At 63.1% G+C, this 24,788-nt stretch carries 27 protein-coding genes and 2 pseudogenes; 14 read left to right on the forward strand and 15 right to left on the reverse strand.

What is annotated here, in order from left to right:
• Nucleotides 1-56 precede the first annotated feature (56 nt).
• From EUB48_RS03335 to merT, 5 genes are read right to left on the reverse strand one after another with little or no spacing between them, the layout of a single operon-like run.
• Nucleotides 57-302, reverse strand: a complete 246-nt coding sequence (locus tag EUB48_RS03335; protein ID WP_142817610.1) for an SHOCT domain-containing protein — start codon at nucleotides 300-302, stop codon at nucleotides 57-59.
• 54 nt (nucleotides 303-356) lie between these two features.
• Nucleotides 357-2,042, reverse strand: coding sequence for a mercury(II) reductase (gene merA, locus EUB48_RS03340; RefSeq protein WP_142817611.1), 1,686 nt, complete (start codon nucleotides 2,040-2,042; stop codon nucleotides 357-359).
• A gap of 39 nt (nucleotides 2,043-2,081) precedes the next feature.
• Nucleotides 2,082-2,501 (reverse strand): organomercurial transporter MerC, encoded by a 420-nt coding sequence (gene merC, locus EUB48_RS03345; RefSeq protein WP_142817612.1) that lies wholly within the window; start codon nucleotides 2,499-2,501, stop codon nucleotides 2,082-2,084.
• 29 nt (nucleotides 2,502-2,530) lie between these two features.
• A complete protein-coding gene (gene merP, locus EUB48_RS03350; RefSeq protein ID WP_142817613.1) occupies nucleotides 2,531-2,806 on the reverse strand; it encodes a mercury resistance system periplasmic binding protein MerP in 276 nt (91 codons plus the stop codon).
• 12 nt (nucleotides 2,807-2,818) lie between these two features.
• Entirely contained in the window at nucleotides 2,819-3,169 is a 351-nt protein-coding gene (gene merT, locus EUB48_RS03355; RefSeq protein WP_142817614.1) for a mercuric ion transporter MerT, read from the reverse strand.
• Nucleotides 3,170-3,240: 71 nt separating this feature from the next.
• Between merT and merR the strand changes: the two genes are divergently transcribed.
• The 6 genes from merR (at nucleotide 3,241) to EUB48_RS03385 (ending at nucleotide 8,471) form a co-directional block, all read left to right on the forward strand.
• A complete protein-coding gene (gene merR / locus EUB48_RS03360; RefSeq protein WP_142817615.1) occupies nucleotides 3,241-3,675 on the forward strand; it encodes an Hg(II)-responsive transcriptional regulator in 435 nt (144 codons plus the stop codon).
• Nucleotides 3,676-3,984: 309 nt separating this feature from the next.
• The gene (locus EUB48_RS03365; RefSeq protein ID WP_142817616.1) at nucleotides 3,985-6,441 is read left to right on the forward strand and encodes a heavy metal translocating P-type ATPase; all 2,457 of its coding nucleotides are present in this window, start codon (nucleotides 3,985-3,987) and stop codon (nucleotides 6,439-6,441) included.
• Between the two features lie 86 nt (nucleotides 6,442-6,527).
• Nucleotides 6,528-6,755, forward strand: coding sequence for a heavy-metal-associated domain-containing protein (locus EUB48_RS03370; RefSeq protein WP_142817617.1), 228 nt, complete (start codon nucleotides 6,528-6,530; stop codon nucleotides 6,753-6,755).
• 94 nt (nucleotides 6,756-6,849) lie between these two features.
• Nucleotides 6,850-7,389: a heavy metal-responsive transcriptional regulator gene (locus EUB48_RS03375; protein WP_244618316.1), complete on the forward strand. Its 540-nt coding sequence runs from the start codon at nucleotides 6,850-6,852 to the stop codon at nucleotides 7,387-7,389.
• A gap of 30 nt (nucleotides 7,390-7,419) precedes the next feature.
• A complete protein-coding gene (locus EUB48_RS03380) occupies nucleotides 7,420-7,692 on the forward strand; it encodes a thioredoxin family protein (RefSeq protein ID WP_142817618.1) in 273 nt (90 codons plus the stop codon).
• 83 nt (nucleotides 7,693-7,775) lie between these two features.
• The gene (locus tag EUB48_RS03385) at nucleotides 7,776-8,471 is read left to right on the forward strand and encodes a cytochrome c biogenesis CcdA family protein (RefSeq protein ID WP_142817619.1); all 696 of its coding nucleotides are present in this window, start codon (nucleotides 7,776-7,778) and stop codon (nucleotides 8,469-8,471) included.
• A gap of 177 nt (nucleotides 8,472-8,648) precedes the next feature.
• Here EUB48_RS03385 and EUB48_RS03390 read toward each other — a convergent pair whose 3' ends face one another.
• Entirely contained in the window at nucleotides 8,649-9,074 is a 426-nt protein-coding gene (locus EUB48_RS03390; RefSeq protein ID WP_210411689.1) for a helix-turn-helix domain-containing protein, read from the reverse strand.
• 184 nt (nucleotides 9,075-9,258) lie between these two features.
• On the opposite strand from EUB48_RS03390, the gene EUB48_RS03395 reads away from it, so the two are divergent.
• The 3 genes from EUB48_RS03395 (at nucleotide 9,259) to EUB48_RS03405 (ending at nucleotide 11,322) form a co-directional block, all read left to right on the forward strand.
• A complete protein-coding gene (locus tag EUB48_RS03395; RefSeq protein ID WP_142817621.1) occupies nucleotides 9,259-9,591 on the forward strand; it encodes a cupredoxin domain-containing protein in 333 nt (110 codons plus the stop codon).
• A gap of 4 nt (nucleotides 9,592-9,595) precedes the next feature.
• On the forward strand, nucleotides 9,596-10,459 hold the full coding sequence (locus EUB48_RS03400) for an FTR1 family iron permease (RefSeq protein ID WP_142817622.1): 864 nt from the start codon (nucleotides 9,596-9,598) through the stop codon (nucleotides 10,457-10,459).
• Between the two features lie 179 nt (nucleotides 10,460-10,638).
• Nucleotides 10,639-11,322 (forward strand): hypothetical protein, encoded by a 684-nt coding sequence (locus EUB48_RS03405; RefSeq protein WP_210411690.1) that lies wholly within the window; start codon nucleotides 10,639-10,641, stop codon nucleotides 11,320-11,322.
• Nucleotides 11,323-11,814: 492 nt separating this feature from the next.
• Here EUB48_RS03405 and EUB48_RS03410 read toward each other — a convergent pair whose 3' ends face one another.
• Nucleotides 11,815-13,056 carry an MFS transporter gene (locus EUB48_RS03410; protein WP_142817623.1) on the reverse strand — a complete coding sequence of 414 codons (1,242 nt, stop codon included), beginning with the start codon at nucleotides 13,054-13,056 and terminating at the stop codon, nucleotides 11,815-11,817.
• Between the two features lie 40 nt (nucleotides 13,057-13,096).
• On the opposite strand from EUB48_RS03410, the gene EUB48_RS03415 reads away from it, so the two are divergent.
• Together EUB48_RS03415 and EUB48_RS03420 are read left to right on the forward strand one after the other, a co-directional pair.
• Nucleotides 13,097-14,071 carry a chromate resistance protein ChrB domain-containing protein gene (locus EUB48_RS03415; protein ID WP_142817624.1) on the forward strand — a complete coding sequence of 325 codons (975 nt, stop codon included), beginning with the start codon at nucleotides 13,097-13,099 and terminating at the stop codon, nucleotides 14,069-14,071.
• A 15-nt stretch (nucleotides 14,072-14,086) separates the two neighbouring features.
• Nucleotides 14,087-15,274: a chromate transporter gene (locus tag EUB48_RS03420; RefSeq protein WP_142817625.1), complete on the forward strand. Its 1,188-nt coding sequence runs from the start codon at nucleotides 14,087-14,089 to the stop codon at nucleotides 15,272-15,274.
• 143 nt (nucleotides 15,275-15,417) lie between these two features.
• On the opposite strand, the gene EUB48_RS03425 is transcribed toward EUB48_RS03420, so the two are convergent.
• Together EUB48_RS03425 and EUB48_RS03430 are read right to left on the reverse strand one after the other, a co-directional pair.
• A complete protein-coding gene (locus EUB48_RS03425; protein WP_142817626.1) occupies nucleotides 15,418-15,792 on the reverse strand; it encodes a hypothetical protein in 375 nt (124 codons plus the stop codon).
• A 10-nt stretch (nucleotides 15,793-15,802) separates the two neighbouring features.
• Nucleotides 15,803-16,504, reverse strand: coding sequence for a hypothetical protein (locus EUB48_RS03430; protein ID WP_142817627.1), 702 nt, complete (start codon nucleotides 16,502-16,504; stop codon nucleotides 15,803-15,805).
• A 326-nt stretch (nucleotides 16,505-16,830) separates the two neighbouring features.
• Here EUB48_RS03430 and EUB48_RS03435 point away from each other — a divergent pair, with 326 nt between their 5' ends.
• Nucleotides 16,831-17,190, forward strand: coding sequence for a hypothetical protein (locus EUB48_RS03435; RefSeq protein ID WP_142817628.1), 360 nt, complete (start codon nucleotides 16,831-16,833; stop codon nucleotides 17,188-17,190).
• 77 nt (nucleotides 17,191-17,267) lie between these two features.
• Here the strand turns inward: EUB48_RS03435 and EUB48_RS03440 are convergent.
• Nucleotides 17,268-17,713: pseudogene (locus EUB48_RS03440) on the reverse strand (DUF4158 domain-containing protein); the annotation flags it as partial.
• A 307-nt stretch (nucleotides 17,714-18,020) separates the two neighbouring features.
• Between EUB48_RS03440 and EUB48_RS03445 the strand changes: the two are divergent.
• Nucleotides 18,021-18,395 (forward strand): hypothetical protein, encoded by a 375-nt coding sequence (locus EUB48_RS03445; protein WP_142817629.1) that lies wholly within the window; start codon nucleotides 18,021-18,023, stop codon nucleotides 18,393-18,395.
• Between the two features lie 95 nt (nucleotides 18,396-18,490).
• Here the strand turns inward: EUB48_RS03445 and EUB48_RS03450 are convergent, their stop codons facing one another.
• Nucleotides 18,491-19,834 (reverse strand): cytochrome-c peroxidase, encoded by a 1,344-nt coding sequence (locus EUB48_RS03450; protein ID WP_142821070.1) that lies wholly within the window; start codon nucleotides 19,832-19,834, stop codon nucleotides 18,491-18,493.
• Nucleotides 19,835-20,025: 191 nt separating this feature from the next.
• Here EUB48_RS03450 and acpA point away from each other — a divergent pair, with 191 nt between their 5' ends.
• Nucleotides 20,026-22,164, forward strand: a complete 2,139-nt coding sequence (gene acpA / locus EUB48_RS03455; protein ID WP_142817630.1) for an acid phosphatase — start codon at nucleotides 20,026-20,028, stop codon at nucleotides 22,162-22,164.
• Between the two features lie 61 nt (nucleotides 22,165-22,225).
• Here acpA and EUB48_RS21585 read toward each other — a convergent pair.
• The 4 genes and pseudogenes from EUB48_RS21585 to EUB48_RS03475 form a co-directional block, all read right to left on the reverse strand.
• Nucleotides 22,226-22,321 (reverse strand): annotated as a pseudogene (locus EUB48_RS21585) (HAD family hydrolase); the annotation flags it as partial.
• 133 nt (nucleotides 22,322-22,454) lie between these two features.
• Nucleotides 22,455-22,787 (reverse strand): hypothetical protein, encoded by a 333-nt coding sequence (locus EUB48_RS03465; protein ID WP_142817631.1) that lies wholly within the window; start codon nucleotides 22,785-22,787, stop codon nucleotides 22,455-22,457.
• Between the two features lie 54 nt (nucleotides 22,788-22,841).
• Nucleotides 22,842-24,028, reverse strand: a protein-coding gene (locus tag EUB48_RS03470; protein ID WP_142817632.1) for an IS3 family transposase whose coding sequence is annotated in 2 segments (ribosomal slippage) — nucleotides 22,842-23,734 and nucleotides 23,734-24,028 — 1,188 coding nt in all. Because the reading frame shifts where the segments join, the coding sequence is not laid out codon by codon here.
• 60 nt (nucleotides 24,029-24,088) lie between these two features.
• Nucleotides 24,089-24,787: a nucleotidyltransferase domain-containing protein gene (locus tag EUB48_RS03475; RefSeq protein WP_142817633.1), complete on the reverse strand. Its 699-nt coding sequence runs from the start codon at nucleotides 24,785-24,787 to the stop codon at nucleotides 24,089-24,091.
• Nucleotide 24,788 lies beyond the last annotated feature (1 nt).

Genomic DNA, 24,788 nt, shown 5'->3' on the forward strand with positions numbered 1-24,788 from the left:
TCGCCGGTGAAGGCGAATAAAGCACAGGGAGATTCCCTCGCTTCAATCTGTCGACATCAGCTGCTGAGATCGCGCTTTTTCTGCTGGTACTCCTCACGTTCAATTTCGCCGGCGGCGTAGCGTTCCTGCAGGAGGTCCAGCGCGGTTTTCTCCTGCCGTTTGTCGCGTCCGCCACTGAAACCCAGCATTCGCCCGACCAGCACGACGATCAAAACGATGACCAAAATCCAGAAAATTGCCATGCCGATCATGCCGATGCCCATACCGCCCCAGCCCTGTCCAGTCATCATGTTCGCCCACATTGCCGTTCACCTTTTCAGAGACTGACCCGCTTGCGCCCGAGAAGTGCTGTCTGTTCAGCCTGCGCAGCAGGAAAGTTGCTTCACATCCTTGGTGAAGGTCTGTGCGCAGAGCTTGAGCCCCTCAACCATCGTCAGGTAGGGGAACAACTGGTCGGCCAGTTCCTGCACAGTCATGCGGTTGCGAATAGCCAGCGCCGCTGTCTGGATCAGTTCTCCCGCTTCCGGGGCCACCGCCTGCACCCCGATCAGACGGCCCGAGCCCGCCTGCGCGACCAACTTGATGAAGCCGCGCGTGTCGAAGTTGACCAGCGCACGCGGCACGTTGTCCAGAGTGAGCAGCCGGCTGTCGGTCTCGATGCCGTCGTGATGCGCCTGCACCTTGGTATAGCCTACCGTGGCGACCTGCGGGTCGGTGAACACCACGGCCGGCATCGCGCTCAGATCCAGGGTCGCGTCCCCGCCGGTCATGTTGATGGCTGCGCGCGTGCCGGCCGCCGCCGCCACATAGACGAATTGAGGCTGGTCGGTGCAGTCGCCGGCGGCGTAAATGTACGGGCTACTCGTGCGCATGCCCTTGTCGATGCCGATGGCGCCCTGCGCATTGACGGCGACGCCCGCCATTTCCAGTGCCAGGCCGCGCGTGTTCGGCGTCCGACCGGTGGCGACCAGCAGCTTGTCGGCACGCACTTCACTGTGCCCCGTGGTCAGCACGAATTCGCCGTCCGCATAGGCGACGTGGCTGGCCTGCGTGTGTTCCAGCACCTCGAGGCCCTCCATGCGGAACGCCGCCGTGACCGCCTCGCCGATGGCCGGGTCTTCGTGGAAGAACAGGGTGCTGCGCGCCAGGATCGTGACCTTGCTGCCCAGCCGGGCGAAGGCTTGCGCCAGTTCCACGGCCACGACCGATGAGCCGATCACGGCAAGGCGCTCGGGGATCGTGTCGCTGACCAGCGCCTTGGTCGAGGTCCAGTAGGGCGTGTCTTGCAAGCCGGGAATCGGTGGCACGGCGGGGCTGGCGCCAGTGGCGATCAGGCAACGGTCGAACGCCACCACGCGCTCGCCGCCGTTGTTTAAACGGACGGTAAGACTCTGGCCGCTCTTGAAACGGGCCTCGCCGTGCAGCACGGTGATGGCCGGATTACCATCCAGGATGCCCTCGTATTTGGTGTGTCGCAGCTCGTCGACACGCGCCTGCTGCTGTGCCAGCAGCCGCTCGCGCAAGATCGCCGGCGGCGTGGCCTCGATTCCGCCGTCGAACGGGCTTTCGCGGCGCAGATGGGCGATGTGGGCAGCGCGGATCATGATCTTGGACGGTACGCAGCCGACGTTGACGCAGGTGCCGCCGATGGTGCCGCGCTCGATCAGGGTCACCTGCGCGCCTTGCTCGACGGCCTTCAGCGCCGCCGCCATCGCTGCCCCGCCACTGCCGATCACGGCCACTTGCAACGGGCGTTCGCCGTCGTTGCGCTTGTCGGCGGCCCGCATCCCGCCGCGCACCTTGTCGGGCAGGCCACCGCGGTTCTGCGCCGACGGAGCATCGGCGAGCGTTGCCTTGTAGCCGAGTCCGGCCACTGCGGCGGTCAGCGCGTCCCGTGCAGTGCCGGACTCGAGGGCGAGCTGCGCAGCTCCCTTCGCGTAGGACACGACGGCCGACTGCACGCCGGGCACTTTCTCCAGGGCTTCCTTGACGTGCGCAGCGCACGAGTCGCAGGTCATATCGGTGATCTTTAGGGTGGTCATGCGATTTTCCTTTTCTGTTGTCGGCGACGGCCGTTGCTGTCAGCCATGTTGTGGTGGAAGTTCGCAGCCGTCTGGTCTGCAGCGACGGCTCGCCGGCGAGACGAAATCCCAGACCGACACCCCGACCATGAAGGCCAGACCAACGTAGAGCAGCCATTCGCCTCGCCGGCCATAAGTCAAAAACACCGCTGCCAGAGCGAGGACCGGGCCGACCAGGCCGAGTGCAGTCCGCCGCCACTGCCGATGACTGAGCCAACCGAGCGCATTGGCTAGTAGCGCGATGCCGGCGAACGCCGGCAGCAAGATGCGAATGAACAGCCCTTCGTACTGGCTCAGGAAGCCCAGGCCGATGGCCGCGCCCAAGCTGGCGATGGCAGGAAAACAGGCCGCACAGCCCATTGCCGACACGATGCTGCCAAAGGCGCCGGCCTTGTTGGCCATGCGTGCGATCAGTCCCATGATGTTGCTCTCTTGTCTGGTTCAGTGGCTCAGCGCTTGACGCTGGACGGATAGCCCGCGTCTTCGGTCGCGTTGGTCAGCTTCTGGACACTGGTCCTGACATCGTCGAAGGTGACGACGGCTTCGCGCTTCTCGAAATTTACATCGGTCTTGGTCACGCCTTGCACCTTGGAGAGCGCGTGCTTGACCGTGATCGGGCAGGCAGCGCAGGTCATGCCCGGCACGGAGAGCGTGACGCTCTGCATGGCGGCCCACACGGGTGCGACGACAGCGACAAGTACGAGGGAGGCGAACAGTTTCTTCATGGTGACCTGCGGTTAGTAGAATAAGGGAAGGACATAGGGAAATCCGAGCGCGACTAGTACCAGCGCGGCCAGGATCCAGAAGATGAGCTTGTAGGTGCTGCGCACCTGCGGGATCGCGCAGACCTCGCCCGGTTGACAAGCTTGCACCGGGCGGTAAATGCGTCGCCAAGCAAAAAACATCGCAACCAGCGCCGCGCCAATGAAGATCGGCCGATACGGCTCCAACACCGTCAGGTTGCCGATCCAGGCACCGCTGAACCCCAAGCCGACCAGCACCAGCGGCCCGAGGCAGCAGGTGGAAGCAAGAATGGCGGCTAGCCCGCCGGCGAAGAGGGCTTTGCGCCCGTTTTGTGGCTCAGACATGCACCTGTCCTTTCAGATATGGAATCAACAGGGTAAGCTTACTTCCGTAGTCCTGTACGGAGTCAAGCGATATGGAGAACAATCTGGAGAATCTGACCATCGGTGGCTTCGCCAGGGCCGCCGGGGTCAACGTGGAAACCATCCGGTTCTACCAACGCAAGGGCCTGCTGGCAGAGCCGGACAAGCCCTACGGCAGCATTCGCCGGTATGGCGTGGCGGACGTGACGCGGGTCCAGTTCATGAAATCGGCTCAGCGGCTGGGTTTTAGCCTGGACGAGATCGCCGAACTGCTGCGGCTGGAGGACGGCACCCGCTGCGAGGAAGCCAGCAGTCTGGCCGAGCACAAGCTCAAGAATGTGCGCGAGAAACTGGCGCACCTGACAAGCATGGAGACCGTGCTATCGCAGCTTGTGCGCGCCTGCCACGCGCGGAAGGGGAATGTTTCCTGCCCCCTGATTGCGTCGCTGCAGGGGGAGAGCGAACCTCGCAGTGCCGGTGCGGTGTAGTCGAGGGCTGACTACGCCATAGTGATTTTTCTGTTTCGTGATACGCCGTCGTAAAGAACAAATGTGTGTCACGCCGCCCAGTAGGCGCCTGTAACAAGCCGCAGTGCTACAGCAGTTCGCACTGCGCTACCGCATCGCACAGTTTTCTCTTGACTCTGGAGTGCCCTCCAAGGTCTACCATTGAAACATCACGGCATCAAACACCCGTCGCCCGCCCGCCGATTGGGCCAAAAGAAGTCGCAGCTGGGCTGCGCCGCGCACAGGCTTCGGGTGTCATCGAAGATGCCCAACACGCAATGAGGTACCGTCATGAATCTCGCAACGACCGTTGAATCCACCCCGCGCTTCTGGAGCGAGGAGCCGTCCAATTTGCCCGGCCGGCGACGCATCCGCGCGCGCATCGGTGGGCTGCACTGTTCGCTGTGCACCGGCACAATCGAAAAAGCACTGGGCAAGCGACCGGGCGTCGACAAGGTCGCCGTCAGCTTGACCCATGAGCAGGCGCTGATCGAGTACGACCCGAACGTGGCGCGCGCCGAGGACCTGCTGCAGACGCTCAAGGATATCGGCTACACGGTTTCCGATCCGCGTAAGTTGCGTCCATATGATCAAGAAGAGCGTGCGCTGGTGCGCGAGCGCGGGCGCTTCCTGACTGCCTTGGTGGCCAGCGTTGCCTCAATGAGCCTGGTCGGCTACCCGGTCGACAGCGTGTGGTTCCCGCTGTGCGTTTTCGCTCTCGTCAGCTTGGTGGCCTTTGCTTTCGTCGTGTTGCGCGGTTACGGCTTGCAGCGGGCGATGGCCGGTACAACCCTGCTCGCCGTGTTCGCTGTTGGTATCTACTATTTCAAGTTGCGGGGCACGTTCGGCGCGACCGTTCCATGGCTTACCGGCGCGCTCGCACTGATGCTCGTCTTCGGGGTGGGCCAGCACATTGTGCGCATGGCCGCCATGGCGCTGCGGCGCGGCATCCTCAACCAGCACGTGCTGGTTGAGTTCGGCGCCTTCGCGGGGCTGGCCGGAGGGACGATCGGTTTGGTATTGCACCCCGCCGGTTATCCGACGGCAGCGTTTTTTGCGGTAACCGTGATGGTGCTCAGCTATCACATCTTTTCCGAGTGGCTGTCGCTGATCGTCAAGACACGCAGTTCGCAGGCGGTCAAGAAGCTTTTGGACCTCGAGCCTGACGTCGCGTATTTAGTCAAGAATGGTCTAGAACAAGAGGTGCCGCTCGAACAGGTGCGCGTCGGCGACCTGGTGCGCATCCGCCCGGGAGGGCGCGTGCCGGTCGACGGACAGGTCGAGTCGGGCGAATCGGACGTGGATGAATCACTGGTGACCGGCGAGCCGCTACCGGACGAAAAGCGCGCCGGTGACCGGGTGGTGAGTGGCGCCATGAACGGTCACGGCACGCTGCTGGTGCGCGTCACGGTGGTGGGCGAAGAAAGTTTTCTCAGGCAAGTGGTGCGCAGCGTCGAGGACGCCCGCGCCCTCAAACCCGGCCTGCTGCATCTCGTGGACCGCGTGCTGCGTGTGTACACACCGATCGTGCTGTTCACCGCGGCTGGCGCGGCCCTTTTCTGGCTCCTCGGCCCACTTCTCATCGGGTCTTCCCCCGATCTGCAGCGCGCGGTGTTTGCCGGCCTGAGCGTGCTCGTCATGGGCTATCCCTGCGCCGTGGGCATCTCGGCGCCGCTGTCGATCGTCCGAGGCGCGGGCGAAGCGGCCGAACGCGGCGTGCTGATGCGCACCGGCGAGGCCTTTCAAGCCCTGCGGCGCGTGAACCGCGTGGTGTTTGACAAGACCGGCACGCTGACCGAGGGCCGCCCCGCCTTGCGGACGATCGTCGCCACGGCGTGCACGGAAGAGGAACTGCTCGCGCTCGCAGCAGCCATCGAGGCATTTTCCGAACACCCCCTGGCTCGGGCGGTGGTGGAAGAGGCGTTCAAACGCGGGGTCGCACTGTCCGAGGTGCAGGGGTTCGAGGCCGTCGCGGGTCAAGGCGTGCGGGCACGCCTGGGCGAGACGAGGCTGATGGTCGGAAGCCCGGCGTTTCTCGCGGCCGAAGCCGTTGATCTCTCGGCTCAGGACGCACGCATCACCGAACTCGAAGGGCGCGGACTGACGGTCATCGGCGTGGCGCGCGACGGCCTGCTGCTCGGCCTGCTGGCGCTTGGCGACGCGCTGCGGCCCGACGCCGCGGATACCGTGCGCCGCCTGCATGCGCTCGGCATCCGCACCAGCTTGATCACCGGCGATAACGAGCAGGCGGCCCGTCATTTCGCCCGTGCCGCTGGGATCGAAGAGGTGCATGCGCGCGTGCTGCCGGCCGGAAAAGCCACGATGATCCGGCAGTTGCAGGAGGGGGCACGCGTGGCGATGGTCGGCGACGGGATCAACGACGCGCCGGCTCTGATGCAAGCTGATGTCGGTGTCGCCTTCGGCAGTGGCGCGGACATCGCGATCGAATCAGCCGACGTGATCATCCTGAACCAGCGGCTCGGTGCCGTCCTCGAGGCCTATGCGGTCAGCCGCAACAGCTACCGCAAGATCGTGCAGAACGTCTCGCTGGCTTTCCTTTTCAATGGCATCGGGATTCCGGCGGCCGCCACGGGCTTGATTTATCCGATATGGGGCATGGTTGCCATGGCCGCAAGCGTGACAGCAATTTTCATCAACTCCCTGTGGGGCCGCGGCGACTATTTCTTCGAGGCGATCCGGGCGGTCGGGCACGCGCCTCAGATGCCCTCCAGAGCGACCGCATCGTGAGAGAAAGGCGAGCCTCCTGGGCCTGCTTTCGACCCAGGACCCCCCTGCTTGACCAGAATCCACGTCATTCATGAAAGGTCTTAGCCATGTTCAAGTCCGTCACATTCGAAGTCATCGGCGATCAGCACCTCAACTGTGAAAAATGCGAACAGCGCGTCGCGCGCCTGCTCACACCGCTGCATGGCGTGCGGCAGGTCCGTGCACAAGCGCTTGACCAGCGTATCGAGGTGCTGTTTGACACGGCAACGGTAGAACTGTCCGCACTCGCGGAACTCCTGGGTGAAGCCGGCTACCAGACCAGAGTCGTCGGATGAACTTCCGGGCCGCGCCATTGAGACGGGCCGGGTTGCGCCGCGAACCGGCATGCCGGCAGGAACTCTAAGCCAGATACTCATTGGAGGAAAGCTCGTGCAACCACCAAGCAAGCCCAGCCAAGGACACCACGCTGGCGTCAGCAAGGCATCCCAAAAGGAAAATCGTGCGCCAGCGCGTCGGCACCAGACCGACCCGTTTGATGAGGCGGCTCGGGACGGTACCTGGTTGACGATCGGGAAGCTCGCGAAGCTTACAGACGTCAGCACCGACACCCTGCGGTTTTACGAGGACGAAAGCTTGTTGAGACCCGCCGGAAAAACTGAAGCGGGGTATCGGCTTTACAGCCAGGGCGCGGTGCGCCGGCTGGACTTCATCAAACACGCCCAGCACTGCGGCATGACGCTATCGGAAATTCGCCAACTGCTTGAGCTGAAGGCTGACGACCGCTCGTGCTGCAGCGACGTACGCAGCCTCGCGATCCGAAAGAAGTTGCAGCTCGAACAGAAGATCAAGACGATGAAAGCGATGTCGCAGGCGTTGAGCGAGCTGATTGAGATCTGCACGGACGAAGGCAAGCCGTTGGATGACTGCCCCATTCTGGCGGCGCTGGAGTCCAGTATGGCAAGCCAGTAGCGTGAACCACGCTAACTTAGGACGCGAGCAATGAGTATCAAAATTGAAGTGTTTTCGACGCCGGGCTGCAGCAACTGTGGTCGCAGCCGGGATAGCTTGAAAGCCATCGCCCAGGCGTTCGGCGCGCACCGGGTGACCTGGCGCGACATCAACCTGCTGAAAGAACTGGATTACGCCGTGGAGCTCGGCGTGTTGACCCCGCCGTCGATCGCGATCGACGGCGAACTAGTATTCCCAAGGCTGCCGAGTGCCGCAAAGCTTCGTGAGGAATTGGAGCGGCGGCTTCAACGGGAACAGACGTGAATCGCCGATCTGGCATCGATATCGCGTTAGATCAATGCCTCAACGAGGCAGTATGAAGATGAAACACGTCTTGGAGGCGGTAAGTGGATATTGAGGCATTGCGAACTACGCTCGAGCAAGCCGGCTTGGCATCCCTAGGTTTCGGCTTTCTGCTGGGATTTGTTTTTACGTTCAACCCAGTCGCGCTGGCCTCCATTCCGGTGTCGCTCGCGTACGTGACGAAGGCGCGCGAGCCGAGAACAGCAACCTTGTATGGCGGCATGTTCATTCTGGGCATGGTGATCATCCAGACGCTGTTGGGGCTGATTGCCGGCTTCGGCGGACATTGGGTAGCGCAATTGGTCAGCCGAGAATGGGGGCTCGTGCTGGGACCCGCACTGATTCTGCTGGGCCTGATGTGGCCTGGGTGGATCAAGTTGCCGTTACCATCGATTTCGCTTCGCGGAGAGCGCGCCGGCAGCAGCTGGGGGGCAGTTGTACTGGGCGCATCCTTCGCCGTCGCGGTCTGCCCGTTTTGTACGCCAGTGCTCGTGATACTGCTCGGCATCGCGGCCGGGATCGGCTCGCCCCTGTTCGGCGCAACACTCCTGTTTGCGTTTGCGATGGGGCGCGCGGTCCCCATTATCCTGGGCGCCGCGGCGGTGGGCTGGCTGGAGAGCCTTTCGAAGCTTCAGCGTTACCAGAAGGCATTCGAGGTGGCCGGCGCAGTCACGCTGATTCTTACCGGTCTGTACATGCTGAACGCGTATTTCATTGTTATTCCGACTCTGGCGATTTAGATCCAAATCTATTACCTGACTTAAGGAAATGCTGATCAATGAGCGGTGCGCCCGGGGCTAACGACATCACGATGCGATGCCGGCGCTAAATTGATCGATGTCGTGTTGTGAAGTCTCGATGTGCTCCCCGGTGGCGTCATCCATGGTGACCACCAGGTCCCACACCTGATCGGCCATCTAACGGTGGGTGCTGGCATCCTGGTGCAGCAGCATCCCGGCAAGCGGCGCGCGTTCGCGCTTGATGCGGTGTTTGCCCTGGCGTTTGGCTATTGTGACCACGCTGGCGTCCTGCAGCACGCTCTTGAGCCAGCTGTAGCTGCGAGCGCCGGCAAACTCCGCCTTGTACTTGCTGTGAAAGTGCGCCACGCTCCAGCCGGCGAAGCCGCCCTTGTACAGATGCACCACCTGGTCAACTTCCGTCCCACTGGCTCGGCGCTTGGAGATCTGGCTCAAGCGCCTGTCCAGCAAGCCGTCCAGGCCGTCGGCCTCGTAGCGTTCAATGTGGCGGCGAAAACTGCGTTCGCACTGTCCCAGCAACAAGGCCGCCTCGGCCTGTGTCAATCGCCCCTGGCTCCAGCCCTCAAGGGCCTGTTCGAATCTCATGTTCCGGTTCTCCTGCATGTAGCGGGCCCGGCTTATGGGGACGTGTTGCATCGCTCCTCCACAAACCGGACAGATTACTTGCTAGACACCGGACATCTCATTTACTCCTGACACAGAATCAGCCATGTTTGACGTGTCAAATAGGAATGGTTATCATTCACTCAACCTCCCCGGTATCCTTTCCATGAAGCACCCCTTTCTTATCGCGGCACCGATGCTACTGGCTCTCGCTGGCACGGCAGCCGCCAACGATCTTCCGGAATACACACTGGTCGTCAAAGATCACGTCTATAAGCCCAGCGAGATCAAGGTGCCGGCCGGCACCAAGTTCAAGCTCATTGTGCGCAACGAGGATCCCACTGCAGAGGAGTTCGAGAGCACGGATTTCAATCGCGAGAAAATTGTGCTGCCAAACAGCAGCGTTACCGTTTACGTCGGGCCTTTGCGCGCCGGTAGCTACGGATTTTTCGGTGACTTCCATCAAGCCACGGCCAAAGGCCGGCTGATCGTGGAGTGACGTGATGCTTGGTGTGGCTTTGTTGGTATTTCGTGAAGTGATGGAGGCAGCCTTGATCATTTCCATCGTGTGCGCTGCTACGCGCGGCGTGGCGCGACGGGGATGGTTTGTGACCGCAGGCATCGGACTCGGCATCGCCGGAGCCCTGCTGGTGGCTATGGGCGCCTCGCTCATCGCTCGCATGGCCAGCGGCTCCGGCCAGGAAATCTTCAACGCATGCGTGCTGCTGTCTGCCGTCCTTATGATCGGCTGGCATGTGGTGTGGATGTCCAAACACGGTCGCGAATTGGCGCAGCATATGGGGGCGGTCGGCAGCGCCGTCAGGGCAGGCTCCAGCTCGCTGACGCTGTTGCTTGCGGTAGTGGCGATTGCCGTTCTACGCGAAGGCTCCGAGATCGTCTTGTTCCTCACCGGTATGGCCATCGGCGGTATCGGCGCGGCCGGGCTGGCGGGCGGGATCGCCCTAGGCGTCGGCAGCGGCGCGCTGCTTGGCTTGGCGCTGTATTTCGGCCTGCTGCGCATCCCGATGAAGCACTTCTTCACCGTTACCAACTGGATGCTGGTGCTGCTGGCGTCGGGACTGGCTTCCACCGCTGCCCGCTTCCTGATGCAGGGGAATCTGGTGCCGTCCTGGGGGACTCAGGTGTGGGACACCTCCGGGCTGCTGTCGAACGGTTCGCTGGCTGGCCAGACGCTGGGCATCCTCATCGGCTATGACGCCAGCCCGGCGGGTATCCAACTGGTCTTCTACGCGACCACGTTGCTGCTGTTGGTCGTCGGCATGCAGCGACTGAGCCAAACCTCGCCGTCACCCTCATCAAGGATGCGTTCGCTACCCACGGACCCAGCTTCCGAGTCGTTGCGCTAACCCATCCTTTTTTGTTGCTCGCTCACATCCCCGTTAGCTGCCGCCGGACGGGAACGTGTGTCTTGAATCATCAGCCCAGAAACCATCCCGTGTATCCATCCTTCTCTCGAAAATCTGCGCCCCGGCAACGTCACGGCCGCGTTTGGCAATCACGTACCCTGGGTGTAGGCGCGATCCTCTTGGTCGCCACCGGAGTAGTCCAGGCTGACGACTTCATCGTGTATTCGCCGCACGTTCTCGCCACCCAGTCGGAGATCGAGCTGCGCGGTTATGGCTATGGCGATCCACGCGCTGACTTCAACGGTGGCAACGCGGCTGAGCTCTCGGTGTCCCACGCGTTCACCGATTGGTGGAAGCCGGAGATTTATCTCACGCGGTATGAGAAGGAACCAGGAAGCGGCGGTCGCCTGCTCGGTTACGAGTTCGAGAACACGTTCCAATTCACCCAGCCGGGTGAATATTGGGCTGACTTCGGTTTTCTGGCTTCGTACGAACACCAGATCGTCGCCGGCAAACCCGACGCCGTCGAGTTTGGCCCGCTGGTCGAGAAAACGGTGGGACGGTTCACCCACCGGTTCAATGCCATCTGGGAGAAGCAGGTCGGCGCCGGTGCCGGTGGCAAGTACGAGTTTCGCTACAGCTATTCGGGTACCTATGCAGTTTCCGCTGCTTTTCGTCCCGGCATTGAGGCCTATGCGCGGCCCGCTGATGACGCCTATCAGGCAGGCCCCATCGTTGCCGGCGAATGGCACGTCCCCGGCACCACCAGCAGCCTCGAATACCGCTTCGGCGTGGTACTCGGTCTCAATGCGGCGGCCCCCCGGCGAACGTGGCTGACCCAGGTGGAGTACGAGTTTTTCTGATCATTGTTGAATTCGTCAAAGGGCTACATCTGCTTCTGACGACAACGTCAGCGAAGCGTTCCACCAAGGCGGGCGCAGATGCCTGGTGTCCAGACCCTCCCCACACGGGGGCGAAGCATGGCGATGTCGGCGTCCACGGCCAGCAGTAGAGTCGCAGGATTCAGCATGCTCCATAGCGGGATGTCTAGCTGGATCGGCCCGACATGGAGCATGCGCACGACACTGAAGGTGGGGTTTGTAGCGCTTAACCTGGTTTTTCGTTCCACTGCGCCTCAAGCCCCAAATTCCGGGCGTTGACTTGGTCAGGCGGGTGTTGCGACTTCACGGCGCCGATCGGCGCGACTAGCCAGCTTTTTGCCAAGAGAATGTGGCGCTTGCCAGTAGTTGGACAACGGGATGCAGCGGTGGCCAGGATGCAGTAGCGGCAGTAACTGTGGTCAGTTTGTACCCCCGTGGCAGTCGCTATGGCCCCCATATTCGCCGAGCCAGCGTTCATTCGTCTGTCAGACGATTTCGCCGGAAGGCTTGCCAAAGCACAAGGTCGTACGCGGTCTTGAGCACCCCGCAAGCAATCAGCGGAAGTGCGATCCAACCCGCGGCGAAGAGCGCACCGCTGAGTGTGGGGCTCAGCGCCGCCGCAAGGCTTCGCGGCACGGCCGTGAAACTCGCCGCTGCTGGTCGCTCCGCCGGCGTCACGACCGCCATCACGTAGGCCGTGCGCGTGGGCACATCCATTTGCGACAAGGCGCTGCGAAAGAGCAGCAGCGCAAGGGCCAGCGGCAGGCTTGGTGCCAGTGCCGCGAGCACCAGGCAGACGTTGGCTGGAATGTGCGTGAAGACCATGGTGTTGAGCAAGCCGACGCGCCGCGCCACCAGCGGCGCGGCCAGCTGGGACGCGGCGCTCAACAGTCCCGCCCAGAAGAAGAAAGCACCGGCTTGCGCGAGCGACAGCCCGAAGCGCTGCAGCAACCACAGCGCCAGCAGCGAATTCACGACCAAGCCACCGGCAAAGGCGTCGACACTGAACAATGCAGCGAGCCGCACGACGACGCGACGCGAAGGGCCGAGCGGGGCAGACGCGTGTGCCCCGGTGTTCGCGGCGTGCGCCGGCAGTTGCCGATAGAGCCACCACACGACCAGGCCCAGCGCGCCATAGAGCAGGAACATGGCGCGCAGCGCATGGACGCGCGAGTCTCCTGCGTGACTCGCCAGCCAGTCCGGCACCGCAGCCGCCAATGCCCCCAGCGCGGCGCTCAGGGCGCCGAGCACGCTGTAACGCGCAAACAGTGCCGTTCTTGCCTGGCCGGCAGCGGCACCGGCCAGGCGCGCGTGCTCGAGCGGCAGGAAGACGCTCACGTCCCCCGAACTCGGATTGAGGGTGCCGACGAAAGCGACCAGCATCAGCGGCCAGAACGACGAGAAACCGGCGAACCCCGCACCCGTCGCCGTCATCAACAACGCGGCACCTCGCAGCAGGCGGTGAGAGTGAAACCGATGCCCCCAGGCACCGATTGCGAGCGTTGCCAACGCCGAACCGAGCATGGTGGTGGTGGCGATAATGCCAACTTCCAGCGTACTTAGCCCGATTGCCAATAGGTAGGCCGGCAGCAAAACGGCCATGTAGCCGTCAGCGAGCGCACGCAGCGCGCGGGCGACCAGCAAAGGCAGCGCGCTGGCGTGCGCACCCTGTGGCAGGAGCAGCCGGGCGGCCCATCGACGTGTCGAAGCGTTCACAATTTTGTAGATTACAAAACATTATTGTAATATTGACTACATGAATTCTCTTGAGCCGATGTCATGGCTGCTCCTGATCGTCTCGCTCCCTACACCGAGCGCCACGGCGCGCATGCGCATCTGGCGGGCGCTCAAGGCGCTGGGCTGCATGGCACTACGCGATGGCGCCTACCTGCTGCCCTCTGGCGCCAATCACGAGCAGGCGTTGCAGGATCTCGCCGACGAGTGCAGCCGTGAAGGCGGCAGCGCCTGGCTGATGGCGGTGCAGCCGCGCTCGGCGGACGAAGCCGGCGCCTATCGGCGGCTGTTCGACCGCACCAAGGACTATGCGGAGCTGCGCAAAACCTGGAAGGGGGCGAACCGCACGCTGGCGTCGTTGGCAGCCCCGGAGATTGCCCGGTTGCAGCGAAAGCTGCAGCGCGAGTACGACGCTGTGCGGGCCATCGACTTCTTTCCCGGCGAGGGCGGCGTCGAGGCCGATGCCGCGTGGACGGACCTCAACAAGCGCATTGAAGGCGTGCTGTCACCCGACGAGCCGCATGAAACAGAAGGCGCTATCCCGCGACGCGATGCAAGTCAATACCAGGGCCGGACGTGGGCCACGCGGCGCCGCTTGTGGGCCGATCGAGTGGCCAGCGCCTGGCTGATCCGACGTTTTATCGATCGCGAAGCACGCTTTCAGTGGCTGGCCAAGCCCTCGGACTGCCCCGAGAGCGTGCTCGGCTTCGATTTCGACGGCGCCACGTTCACGCATGTCGGCAATCGCGTGACCTTCGAGACGCTGATCGCCTCCTTCGGTCTGGAGTGCAACCCGATGCTCATGCGCCTCTCGGCCATGGTGCACCAGCTGGACGTCGGTGGCGAGCCGGTGCCCGAAGCCAGGGGCTTCGAGGCCGTGTTGGCGGGCGCCCGCGAGCGCCTGCCGGACGACGACGCGCTGTTGACGGAAATAAGCACGGTGTTGGATTCGCTGTACGCGCATTTCGAACGCGAAGCCGCGCGTGCCAAACCTTGAGAGAAAAATGGGCCGATGAACGGCATCACCACAAACGAAGTGGCCAGCATGCCCAGCCCGGCGCGGTACACCCTTTGGCAACTCGTGCGCTACGCGCTCAGTCTGGGTACCTGGGGGTTTGGGGGACCCGTGGCGCTCGCGGGCTACATGTACCGTGACCTGGTCGAACGACGCCAATGGATCTCCGAGAGCGACTACAAGGAAGGCCTCGCGCTTGCGCAACTCATGCCGGGCCCGTTGGCGGCCCAGCTCGCGATCTACCTGGGCTATGTGCATTACCGCGTGCTCGGCGCGACACTGGTCGGCGTGGCCTTCGTGCTGCCCTCATTCTTCATGGTCGTGGGCCTGGGGGCGGCCTACGTCGCCTTTGGGGGCATTGGATGGATGCAGGCCGTGTTCTACGGCGTCGGCGCGGCGGTGATCGGCATCATCGCGATCAGCGCCTACAAGCTCACCACCAGGAACATCGGCAAGGACAAACTGCTGTGGGCGATCTACCTCTCCAGCGCGGCAGTCACGGTCATCACACGGGAGGAGGTCGTGTGGGTGTTTCTCGGCGCCGGCGTGCTCGTGTGGCTGTGGCGTGCACCGCCGAAGTTCGGCGGTGCACGCCACAGCATCGCCGCACCCGTGGCGGGCTGGTTCGCGCTGAGCGCGATCGATTGGCACAAGCTTGGCCAGATCGGCGCGTACTTCGCCTACGCTGGCAGCTTCGTCTTCGGCAGCGGCCTGGCGATCGTGCCCTTCCTCTACGGCGGCGTGGTCAAGGAATACGCGTGGCTCACCGATCGCCAATTCGTCGACGCAGTCGCAGTGGCGATGATCACGCCCGGCCCGGTAGTCATCACCACCGGCTTCATCGGCTACTTGGTGGCCGGTTTCTGGGGCGCGGTGGTCGCGGCCGGCGCCACCTTCGTGCCGTGCTACCTATTCACCATCCTGCCGGCGCCGTACTTCAAGAAGTACGGCAAGCGGCCGGCCATCGTCGCATTTGTCGATGGGGTGACGGCCGCTGCCATCGGCGCGATCACGGGTGCCGTGATCGTCATCGGACAGCGCTCGATCACCGACCGGATCACCGCCGCATTGGCGCTCGTCACAGTCGGCGTCCTGTGGCGCTTCAAGAAGATCCCCGAGCCCGTGCTCGTGCTCATTGCAGCGTTGATCGGCCTCGTGGTGCATCCGTTGTTGATCCATCGATGAGATGGGAAAGGAGTTGCGATGAAGCAAACATCGATCGCCCTGTTGGCCTCGCTCGTGTCGACGACCGCAGCGGATGGGTGCCGCTGAGTCCAAGCCCAAGCTCTCTCCACGCTGCGGTCGTGATTGCTGCAGCGACGATCCGCTCAAGGAATGATCGTGATGCAACCGCTGCTGGTGGCTGCCACCAGTTGCCCTGCGGCGTCGTACCCCTGCACCTGGTAACAATAGGTCTCGTTGACGAGGACCGAAGCGTCGACCAGGCTCGTGGTCGTGACCGTCGCCAATGGGTAACCATCACGAACCACCTGGAAGCTGGCAACGTAGGAATCGTCGCTCCAGTCAACCTGGACGGCTTCGGGCCCGACGCGCGTCAGGGCAAGCGTCAGCGGCGCAACGGCAGGGGAGGCAACCACGGTCACGTCGCCACCACCGCCGCACGCGGCGAGGCTCCCCGAGATAATCAATGCTGCTACGCTGCGCAGCAGAAAACTGCGCGTGAATGCGGTCATGTGTGGCATCTCGAACTCCTCAAGGCGCCATGGTCGGGCTGGCTGTCACCGAAAGCTTGGACGAGCTGAGGTACAGCAGCGGCCGCGATCCGCCACCCGGGGCGTCGATGCGCAGTTCCAGGTATCTGTCGAACGGACTTGCCGTGGCCAGGTTGGCGACCATCGCGTAAGCCGGAAGCGCATCGCTCCCCAGCGCCCCGGCGGGGCCGCGCAGATCAGTGCCCTGGGGCTGTTGATTGACCTGAATCCAGCTAAGACGCAGGAGGCCTGAGGGGATCGTGGCCCTGGCCTCCAGCCGAATCGACTCGCGGTTCGTGAAACCGCCCCCGCCGTCACTGACAACAATCTGCGCCTGGTCAACGGGCAAATCGACGGTGGTGCTGCCAATCACGACGCGAAACGCGCGGATCGCTCCGGCATAACGCCCCACATAGGGGTCGGGGTCGGCGTCGCGAATGCTGTCGTCGTAGCGCACTGAAAACGACCATTTTCCAGAGGCGAGATCCGCTTGGGAAAAACCCAACCCGGCAGGTAGCGCTGCGAGTTGCTCGGCCGAAGGTGGCTTGAAGCTGCCGCTGCCTGAAAGCCCGACTTCGGCTGCGGCGCTGGTCCGTGGCATGGCGAAACTTGCCGCCAGGACAAGAGCTGCAGTCGCCAGAAAACAAGCTGCCTTGGGGCGGCGCCTGGTTCGAAGCGGTTCGTGTTGGTTGTTTGATTTCATGGTGCCCTCTGCGTGAAGCCCGACTCGAGCGAGCTGATTGTTCAACGCATGGGGTGCGCTTTCGATGACTTCCGGCACGCTTGAGATGTTTCCGGTCGTTGCGGCTTCGCAATTTAGAAGGCAGCCCTTCGATATGCAGTCTTAAGGCAACGCCGCCGCGCATGAGGATGCCGGGTCTGTTCCAGACTCGCCTCGATAAGCATCTGAAAGGCCTCGGGAGCTGTGACATTTAGCAACGCTCTTCCCAATTTTGGGTGCACCTCATTCACGGGTCGAGCGTTGAGTGCTGGCATGGGCGGTTTTCGCCCTTCTTTCGGAGACCCACTGTGAGCCCCAATCGTTCTACTTTGGTCAAATGGGCTGCCGCAGGTACCGTGGCAGTCGGTGCCCTCTTCACTGTCGCTTCGGCCAATGCCGAGGTGAATTGGTCCGTTGGCGTTAGCGTCCCGGGCGTCGCGGTCGGCGTGCTCAATCCCCCGGTGTACTACATGCCGGCGCCCGTCTACGCGGCCCCCCCACCGGTCTACTATCAACCTGCACCGCGCGTGTACTACCGTCCGCCGCCGGTCTATTACCGCCCCGCACCTGTGTACTACGGACCGCCAACGCCGGTCTATTACGGACCAGGCTACGGCTATCGCCATTACGACCGTCGGGATTGGGACGATCACGACGACCAAGACTAAACCTGCTCACGCTGGCTATCTGCGCCTAAGACGGGACATGATGGTGCTGATGACCGCGAGTCGCCGATTGAACAACCCGAAAAGGGTTGATCGGCCCTTTCGGTGAATCGTCCCGGCGCTGTCGGCACACTCTTGGCCAGGCGCTCAATGACGTCCAATGTCGGAAGGATGATGTGCCCGTGGCGCAGCGCATCAAGGACGCTGGCCGCATGCACAATGCCCTTATCAGTCTGCTAGGCCAGTTCGCTGGTGGCATGAACGGCCTGATGGTAGCGCGCCAGACCGAACGGTTCCAACCCCAGGTAAGCGCGCAGTTCAAGCAGATGTTCCCTCCGGGTTTCCTCGCGCTCGGCATACTGCGACCAGCATGCCGAATTGGTGCGCAGTGCCGTCCGATCGGCGGCAACAAGGACACCGGCACCGTGGTATCGGACAGCAGCCATTGATCTGGAAGGCGCGGCAAGCACAACTGCACGGCGATGCCCAGCCGGTTTGCATCGCCGCGCCGCTGGCGTATCAACGTTCGTCACTCACGTCACGCCGTTGGGCGGTCAGTTTACGCACTGTGCGTAGATGCTACGACGGATGCGGCTGAGCGTGCAAGCCTGCTGCGTCCAAGCCAGACATGAATCGGGACGGCAAGAGCGGCAACAAGGCCTCCGCCGATGTGCATCCATCGCCCCCAATCGCGCCATTCCTCGCCACCGTAATATTGAAACAGCCCGGTTCCTGCCAACAGAGCCATGACCGTCAATGCGAGGATGCCGGACGCCAGATTGCGTCAAACCCGCCACCCCAGGCGGATATGCAACGGCAGCAGACCCCCAACGATGACCAATGCCGCCGCCGCGATGCCATGTGATCCGCAAGCGGCGCTCCGCAAGCATCCCATCCCATTGCAGGACATCGTGCAGCACACTCCAGACCATGCTGCAGGCCGCCACCGAGATCAACGCCAGATACCTAGCCCGGCGCTGCGCCTTAGGCAACCGGATACTGAACATGTGATGGGTCGCCATAGCGCCACGATCCTGGCCTGCGCATGTCTGGCAATGCGGCAAGGAATCCGCCTCTTGAGTACGACAACCTTGGTGAGCGCGTCGGCCAGCATGCAGCTGCGTGCAATCACCGAAACGCTGTTGGTCATGGCGACCCCTGCGCCCCCGCGCGGCATCGACAATTACACTGGCTTCGGCTCCATCTAGCCGAAGACGAGGAGATTGTGTTTGACTGTGCGGCGCTGGGCCAGAGCTTGCGCAGGCATGCGCTCGCATCCGCTGGCGCTGCAGCCTGCATGTAGTCAGCGTTTGGCGAGCGAGGCGTTCGGGCGGTAGCCGTCGGTCAGCGTCTTGAGGAAGGCAACGATGTCGCGGACGTCAGCGTCGGAGAGCACGGGCTTGTCGCCGGGCTTGCCGCCGAAGGGCTTCTCCATATTGACGTTGACGCGGTACTGCGGCGGCAAGTCGTCGAACTTGTCGACGGTGCCGTCAGGCTTGCGTGGATACCACTTCTGCGGCTGCGTGTCGCGCTGGGCATAGAAGCGCACGGCATCCTCCAGCGAGTGGATCGCGCCGTTGTGGAAGAAGGCCTTGCGCAGCGCCACGTTGCGCAGCGAGGGCGTGCGGAACAGGCCGCAGTATTCGGGGCGGTTCTTGAAGTCGATCCGGTCCGGGCCGCACAGGCCCAGGTCGAAGAAGGCCGGGTCGGCATTGGCGGCCACTTTGCGGTTGCGCGGCACGCCCACGGCGATATGGCCGAAGTCCGTGAACGCCGGGAAAGCGCCATCTTGCTTGATGACACTGGTATGACACGCCGCGCAATTGCCCTTATTGGGATCGACGAACAACCGCAACCCGCGCATTTCCTGCGGCGTCAGCTTGGCTTGCTTTCGCAGGAAAGCGTCGTACTTGCTGTTGTACGGGTAGAACTCGGACGGCGTCTGCTGAAACACCTCCAGCACCATCAGCACGGCTCGAAAAGCGGTGTCTTCGTTATCGAGGATGTCGTTGCCGAACACCTGGCGGAACGTCTGCGCGCGGCGGCCGCTGCGCAGCTTGGCGACCACCGCGGCCGGGTCTCCATTGGCCATTTCGTGTGCGGACAGGAGCGGGATGCGCGCCTGGTCGTGCGTGGACGACGCGCGGCCGTCCCAAGTGTAGCCACCGGTCGGGCCCTGGTCTTCAGAATCGTTGCCGTCGTTCTCGTTGAAGTGCTCGGAGAACGGCGGCACTTTCTGGAGATAGCGAAGCGACGGTGCTGCACGCGCACCGGTCCTGTTCATCTCCGGGCCACCCACCTGCACAGACAGGTCGTTGGGCGGGCCGTAGGCGTGTGTCGGGCTGTGGCAGCTTGCGCAGGCCAGCTTGCCGGAGGCGGACAGCGCCGGATCGAAAAACAGCGCCTTGCCGAGCGCCGCCATGGCCGGCACCGAAGGCCGGCGCGTCACCATCATCGCGTAGAAGGCCTTTTCATAGGCTGGGGCAGCAGTTGCCTGCGAATTGTCCGCAGCCGGAGTAGCAGGCGCCGGCGTCGCGGCCTGCGCCTCCAAGGGTTCGTCGCGCCCGCATGCGGCCAGCCCGGCAAGCGCGAGCGCCAAGACGGCAATCACGCGGACAGTGGTGGCAGGCGGGAGACGATGGCGCATCGGCAACGGACGGGATGATGAAAGCTTAGCAAGGTAGCACGCCGGTCGTGACACTTTTGTGTCGTCAAGCCGTCGTCATGCGCGCAACCGAATTTGGCACCGCGCGCGCGTCTTCGTCATCAACTGGTCATACAGGCAGCAGAGAATCGCGCTCGCCCTCGTCCTCTCTTTCACAACATTTCAGGAAAATCATGAGCCGAGCATTCTGTCTTCTTCCGCTGACCGCGCTAGTCGCGGCCAGCCTGACTGCCTGTGGCGGCAGTTCCAGTACCGCCTCGAGCGGGTCCACCTCGGGTGTCGTGACTGGCAGCTACTTCGAGCACGCCAAGGTCTGTATCGACGCCAACAGCAACGGCAAGTGCGACGCCGGCGAAGCGAGCACCTTCACTGACGCCAAGGGTGCCTACACGCTGCCCGGCCAGGGTAACGTCGTGGTGGAAGTCGGCACGGATGCCTTCCGCAATGATCCCGACACCGGCGCGCATGACGTCGTCACGCAGCCGCTGGTGTTCCGCGCACCGGCTGGCGCCAACGCCATCGTCAGCGCCATCTCGACCGAACTGGCTGTCCAGATGGACGACAATGGCGGCGACCTCGCCGCCGCCAAGACCGCGCTGGCGCAACGCCTGGGTGTGGCGGAGGACAAGCTGCTGGCCGACCACAACAAGGAAAGCGATCCGGCCATCAAGGAAGTGCTGAAGGCGGAAATCGGCGAAGTCATCGCCCTGATTGCCGATGCGAAGGTCAATGACGCCGATTTCAACAAGGGTCTCCGCGAGCGCGTCCGCAAGCATGCAGCCCTAGCGAAGAACATCAAGAACATCAAGAACATCGTCGTGATCTACGCGGAAAACCGCGGCTTCGACAACCTGTACGGCCTGTTCCCGGGCGCCGACGGCGTTCCGGGCGTGAACCCGGCCTCGAAAGGCACCGCTGTGCCGCAGAAGGACTTCGACGGCTCCGTGCTGCCGGTGCTGCCGCAGACCTGGGGTGGCCTGACCGCCCCCGGCCAGAGCGTCACCGTCACACAGGCGCAAACAGCCAACTGGCCCAACAAGCCGTTCCAGATCGACGATCCGAAGGGCGTCAACGGCACTGGCGTGGTCGTGCCGCAGACCGTGGTCACCACCGATCTGGTGCACCGCTTCTACAACAACCAGATGCAGATCAACGGCGGCAAGAACGACAAGTTCCCCGCCTACTCGGATGCCGGCGGCCTGTCGATGGGCTACTACGACGGCAGCAAGATGACCATGTGGAACATCGCCAAGCAATACGTGCTGGCCGACAACTTCTTCATGGGCACGTTCGGTGGTTCGTTCCTGAACCACCAGTACCTGGTCTGCGCCTGTGTCCCGAAATACCCGAACGCCGACACCTCGGTCGCCAAGGGCAAGATCGCAGCCATCGACACCGATGCCGACGGTAACTTCATCCGCCTGACGCCGGCCGCCAACAGCCAGACCTCGGCGCTGAGCGGCCCGGCCACCTATCTGAACGACGGCGCGATCACCCCGAAGGATGCCTCGGGCATGTTCTACGCGGTCAACACGATGCAGCCACCGTATCAGCCAAGCGGCAACCCGCCCGCGACCGGTGGCAACGCGGCCGACGCCGATCCCTCCAAGCCCTCGACCATGCCGACGCAATCGCAGACCACCATCGGTGACCTGCTGAGCGCCCGTCATATCGACTGGGCCTGGTACGCCGGCGCCTGGAATGCCGCCCAGACCGACCGCAGCGTCATCTACGGCGGTACGACGCAGTTCCAGCCGCACCACCAGGCGTTCAACTACTTCAGCCGCTTCGACCCCGCCACCGCCACCGGCGCGGCTGAGCGTGCCGCTCACCTGAAGGACTACGACGCCTCGTTCCTGCAGGATGCGGCCTCAGGCAAGCTGCCCGCCGTGACCTTCTACAAGCCGCAGGGCAACCTGAACCAGCACCCGGGCTACGCCAGCGTAGCCGACGGCGATGCCCACATTGCCAACGTGATCGCCAAACTGCAGCAAAGTCCGCAGTGGAAAAACATGGTGATCGTCGTGACGTATGACGAAAACGGCGGCTTCTACGACCACGCTGCTGTGCCGAAGGCCGACCGCTGGGGTCCGGGCACGCGTATCCCGGCGATCATCGTGTCGCCGTTCGCCAAGAAGGGCTTCGTCGACCACACGCAGTACGACACGGCCTCGGTCCTGCGCCTGATCACGCACCGTTTTGCCCTGCCGCAACTACCGGGCCTGAAGGAGCGCGACCGTGCTCTAGCCAACAACGGCAATAAGCCAATGGGTGACCTGACCAACGCGCTGGACTTCTCGCAAGCACTGTAGTGTAACGGGCAGTCTCAAAAGAGGGGCGGCCTCGTGGCCGCCCTTCTCTATTTGTCTCGACGCCGAACGCGCGCTCCCAAGCGTGGGCATAGGCCAGGTTGTAGTCCAGAAGCACCCCATCCGCGTCCAGTGCAATGGTGCCTTTGGTCTCGGGAATCGGCTTGCCGGCATCCGCCAGGGCCGCCAGACGGCGGCCACGAGCAAAGAACGCATGCTCATCGGTGAATACAGCAGAAGCCCTTTGCATTTCTGTTTCCTCAACTTCAGTGCAATGATGCCCTTTTGTCATGTCAAGGCGCCAGCCCGAGTAGTTCAAGCGCCTCGCGAGCCATCTTCTCCGCCACCTCCTGCGGCACGTGCGGGAGCTTGAGCCCGTGCCGCGCCACCAAGGCAATCAGTCCGCGCGTATCGCAGCCCAGGCTTGCCTCGGTCTCGGAGCCTGAGATTTTCCCTGCGCAGTAGAGTGTCAGAGTTTCGAGCTGGAGAGCGTCACTGATGGGCTCGCGATCGGTGCGCGAAAGGTCGGCCCTGCCAGCGCCATCGCGAAGGAATTGCGAAGCCTTCACGAACCCAAGAAATACAGACTCCAGCACATTGAGATCAACCCCGCCCGCCGCCGGCATGCCAACCTCATCGAGCCGGGCAAGTGACCCTGCCTCGTTTCCACGTACAGCAAGTCATGCAGCCATTAGGCTGCTCTCCATGACGACAGGGGCCAGGTATCCATTTGCGGAGTGAATTCGTACCCGGTTGTAGAAGCCCTCGATCCAGTCGACGATGTCCAGGCGAGCCTGCGCTCGCGTGTCGTAGCGTACCTGGTAGATGCGCTCGACCTTCAGCGTCTTGAAGAAGCTCTCCATGGCCGCGTTGTCCCAGGCGTTGCCCTTCCTGCTCATCGACATCGTAATACCGAACTGCGCTGTCAGGTGGCGGTACTCGTGACTGGCGTACTGGCTGCCACGATCCGTGTGCACGAGCAACCCCGGCTCAGGCTTGCGTTGCCAGTACGCCGATCTCAAGGCCGCGCACACCAGCTTCGCATCGATCGTCTCGGACATCGACCAGCCCACGATGCGGCGGCTCGCCAGGTCCATCACCGCAGCCAGGTACAGCCAGCCCTCACCGGTGGCAACGTAGGTGATGTCTGCCACCCAGGCCTTGTTCGACGGCCAGCCGTCGAAGCGCCGATCCAGCAGGTTAGGCGCCAGCGGCAGGCGATGGGCCGAGTCAGTGGTCACCACATATGCCCGCCGGTACACCGGACGCAGCCCTTGCCGTTGCAGACTTCGGCGCACTCGCTCGGCGCTCACGTACTCGCCTTGTTGGTGCAGTTGCTGCGTGATGCGCGCTCGACCGTAGCTCCTGCGACTGTCGCGGTGAAGGACCGCCACCTTGGCATCCAGTGCCTCATTCGCCAGTGCTCGTGGGCTGGGCGGTCGCACGCGCCACTGGCAGTACCCCGTGCGCGACACCGACAGCACCCGGCATAGCCGGCTGACCGTGTACTCGTCGCGATGATTCTCGATCCAGGCGTACTTCATCGCGACCCCTTGGCAAAGTACGCCGTCGCTTTTCGAAGGATTTCCACATCCAGCTTCGCATCGGCAAGCTCCCTGCGCAGGCGGCTGTTCTCGGCTTCCAATTCGCTCACAGGTCGACGCGTCGGCATTGCGGCGCCAGCCACAGCGACTTCGGGCGCCGGTGTGCCCGCAGCTCTGCGCCGCCGCGACCAATTACCCAGAGTCGCTACAGGCACGCCGAGGCGGCGTGCCGCTTGGTGGCCTCCGACCGACTCCGCCAACCTGATCGCCTCTATCTTGAACTCATCCGTGTACTGCCGCTTCGGCAATTTTTTATCTCGCATCTCGATTCTCCATACCTTAGAAGTTTTCAACTTCTTGCTGTACGTGAAATCGAGGCAGGGTCAAAGCGTCTCTTCCAGGAACCGGTTCAACACCGGCCGCCGCGGGAAGTACTCCTGCTCCCCCGCGGCCCGCTTCATCACGAGCAGCCCGGCGATGTCCGCCTTCACCACCAGATCGGTCACCACCTCGTCCACCAGGGTCTCGAATGCAATCGGCGGCGCATCCTTGCGCTCTATCACCCACAGGGCGGCCAGCACCGGGCGCAGTACATAGAGGTACTTCTTGGCCCGCACCATCTCTCCTTGCAGGTACTCCCGGTAGTTGCTCCGGGCCATGTGCAGATAGTGGTGAAACAGGCGCTCGGGCCGGTGCACCGAAGCCACCGCATGGTGCATTTCAGCCAGAAAGCCAGTTTCCGCGCGGTAGACGACGGATGAGCTCAGCCATTCGACCACGGTGGCATTGCCCTTGGCCAGCAGCAGCAAGGCCTTCCTGAGGTCCCAGCCATTGACATCGAACACTGGCCCGGGTGTCTCCTCGATCACATCGCGGGGCGGATACAGCCGCAGGTACTGGTTGAGCGGTCGCACGAAGATGAAGCGCACGTCATAGTCCGAATCGGGCGAGGCAAAGCCCCAGCCGCGGCTGCCGGACTCGCAGGCGTACAGGATGCGCACGTTCTCGCGGCGCTCGATATCCGCCAGCTGCTCCAGCACCTGGGCGCGCACCGCCGGGTTAATGGGGTGGTGGGTGTCCATA

It is taken from the genome of Rhodoferax sediminis (assembly GCF_006970865.1).
Classification (GTDB): domain Bacteria; phylum Pseudomonadota; class Gammaproteobacteria; order Burkholderiales; family Burkholderiaceae_C; genus Rhodoferax_A; species Rhodoferax_A sediminis.

Bases quoted from the DNA above. Each gene is read 5' to 3' on its own strand.
- EUB48_RS03370 (WP_142817617.1), top strand. From the start codon at position 6,528: ATGTTCAAGTCCGTCACATTCGAAGTCATCGGCGATCAGCACCTCAAC.
- EUB48_RS03445 (WP_142817629.1), top strand. From the start codon at position 18,021: ATGACCAATGCCGCCGCCGCGATGCCATGTGATCCGCAAGCGGCGCTC.
- EUB48_RS03380 (WP_142817618.1), top strand. From the start codon at position 7,420: ATGAGTATCAAAATTGAAGTGTTTTCGACGCCGGGCTGCAGCAACTGT.
- merA (WP_142817611.1), bottom strand. From the start codon at position 2,042: ATGACCACCCTAAAGATCACCGATATGACCTGCGACTCGTGCGCTGCG.
- merP (WP_142817613.1), bottom strand. From the start codon at position 2,806: ATGAAGAAACTGTTCGCCTCCCTCGTACTTGTCGCTGTCGTCGCACCC.
- EUB48_RS03365 (WP_142817616.1), top strand. From the start codon at position 3,985: ATGAATCTCGCAACGACCGTTGAATCCACCCCGCGCTTCTGGAGCGAG.
- merR (WP_142817615.1), top strand. From the start codon at position 3,241: ATGGAGAACAATCTGGAGAATCTGACCATCGGTGGCTTCGCCAGGGCC.
- EUB48_RS03425 (WP_142817626.1), bottom strand. From the start codon at position 15,792: ATGCCACACATGACCGCATTCACGCGCAGTTTTCTGCTGCGCAGCGTA.
- EUB48_RS03420 (WP_142817625.1), top strand. From the start codon at position 14,087: ATGAACGGCATCACCACAAACGAAGTGGCCAGCATGCCCAGCCCGGCG.
- merT (WP_142817614.1), bottom strand. From the start codon at position 3,169: ATGTCTGAGCCACAAAACGGGCGCAAAGCCCTCTTCGCCGGCGGGCTA.
- EUB48_RS03395 (WP_142817621.1), top strand. From the start codon at position 9,259: ATGAAGCACCCCTTTCTTATCGCGGCACCGATGCTACTGGCTCTCGCT.
- EUB48_RS03400 (WP_142817622.1), top strand. From the start codon at position 9,596: ATGCTTGGTGTGGCTTTGTTGGTATTTCGTGAAGTGATGGAGGCAGCC.
- EUB48_RS03430 (WP_142817627.1), bottom strand. From the start codon at position 16,504: ATGAAATCAAACAACCAACACGAACCGCTTCGAACCAGGCGCCGCCCC.
- EUB48_RS03390 (WP_210411689.1), bottom strand. From the start codon at position 9,074: ATGAGATTCGAACAGGCCCTTGAGGGCTGGAGCCAGGGGCGATTGACA.
- acpA (WP_142817630.1), top strand. From the start codon at position 20,026: ATGAGCCGAGCATTCTGTCTTCTTCCGCTGACCGCGCTAGTCGCGGCC.
- EUB48_RS03450 (WP_142821070.1), bottom strand. From the start codon at position 19,834: ATGCGCCATCGTCTCCCGCCTGCCACCACTGTCCGCGTGATTGCCGTC.
- merC (WP_142817612.1), bottom strand. From the start codon at position 2,501: ATGGGACTGATCGCACGCATGGCCAACAAGGCCGGCGCCTTTGGCAGC.
- EUB48_RS03475 (WP_142817633.1), bottom strand. From the start codon at position 24,787: ATGGACACCCACCACCCCATTAACCCGGCGGTGCGCGCCCAGGTGCTG.
- EUB48_RS03465 (WP_142817631.1), bottom strand. From the start codon at position 22,787: ATGCCGGCGGCGGGCGGGGTTGATCTCAATGTGCTGGAGTCTGTATTT.
- EUB48_RS03335 (WP_142817610.1), bottom strand. From the start codon at position 302: ATGTGGGCGAACATGATGACTGGACAGGGCTGGGGCGGTATGGGCATC.
- EUB48_RS03415 (WP_142817624.1), top strand. From the start codon at position 13,097: ATGAATTCTCTTGAGCCGATGTCATGGCTGCTCCTGATCGTCTCGCTC.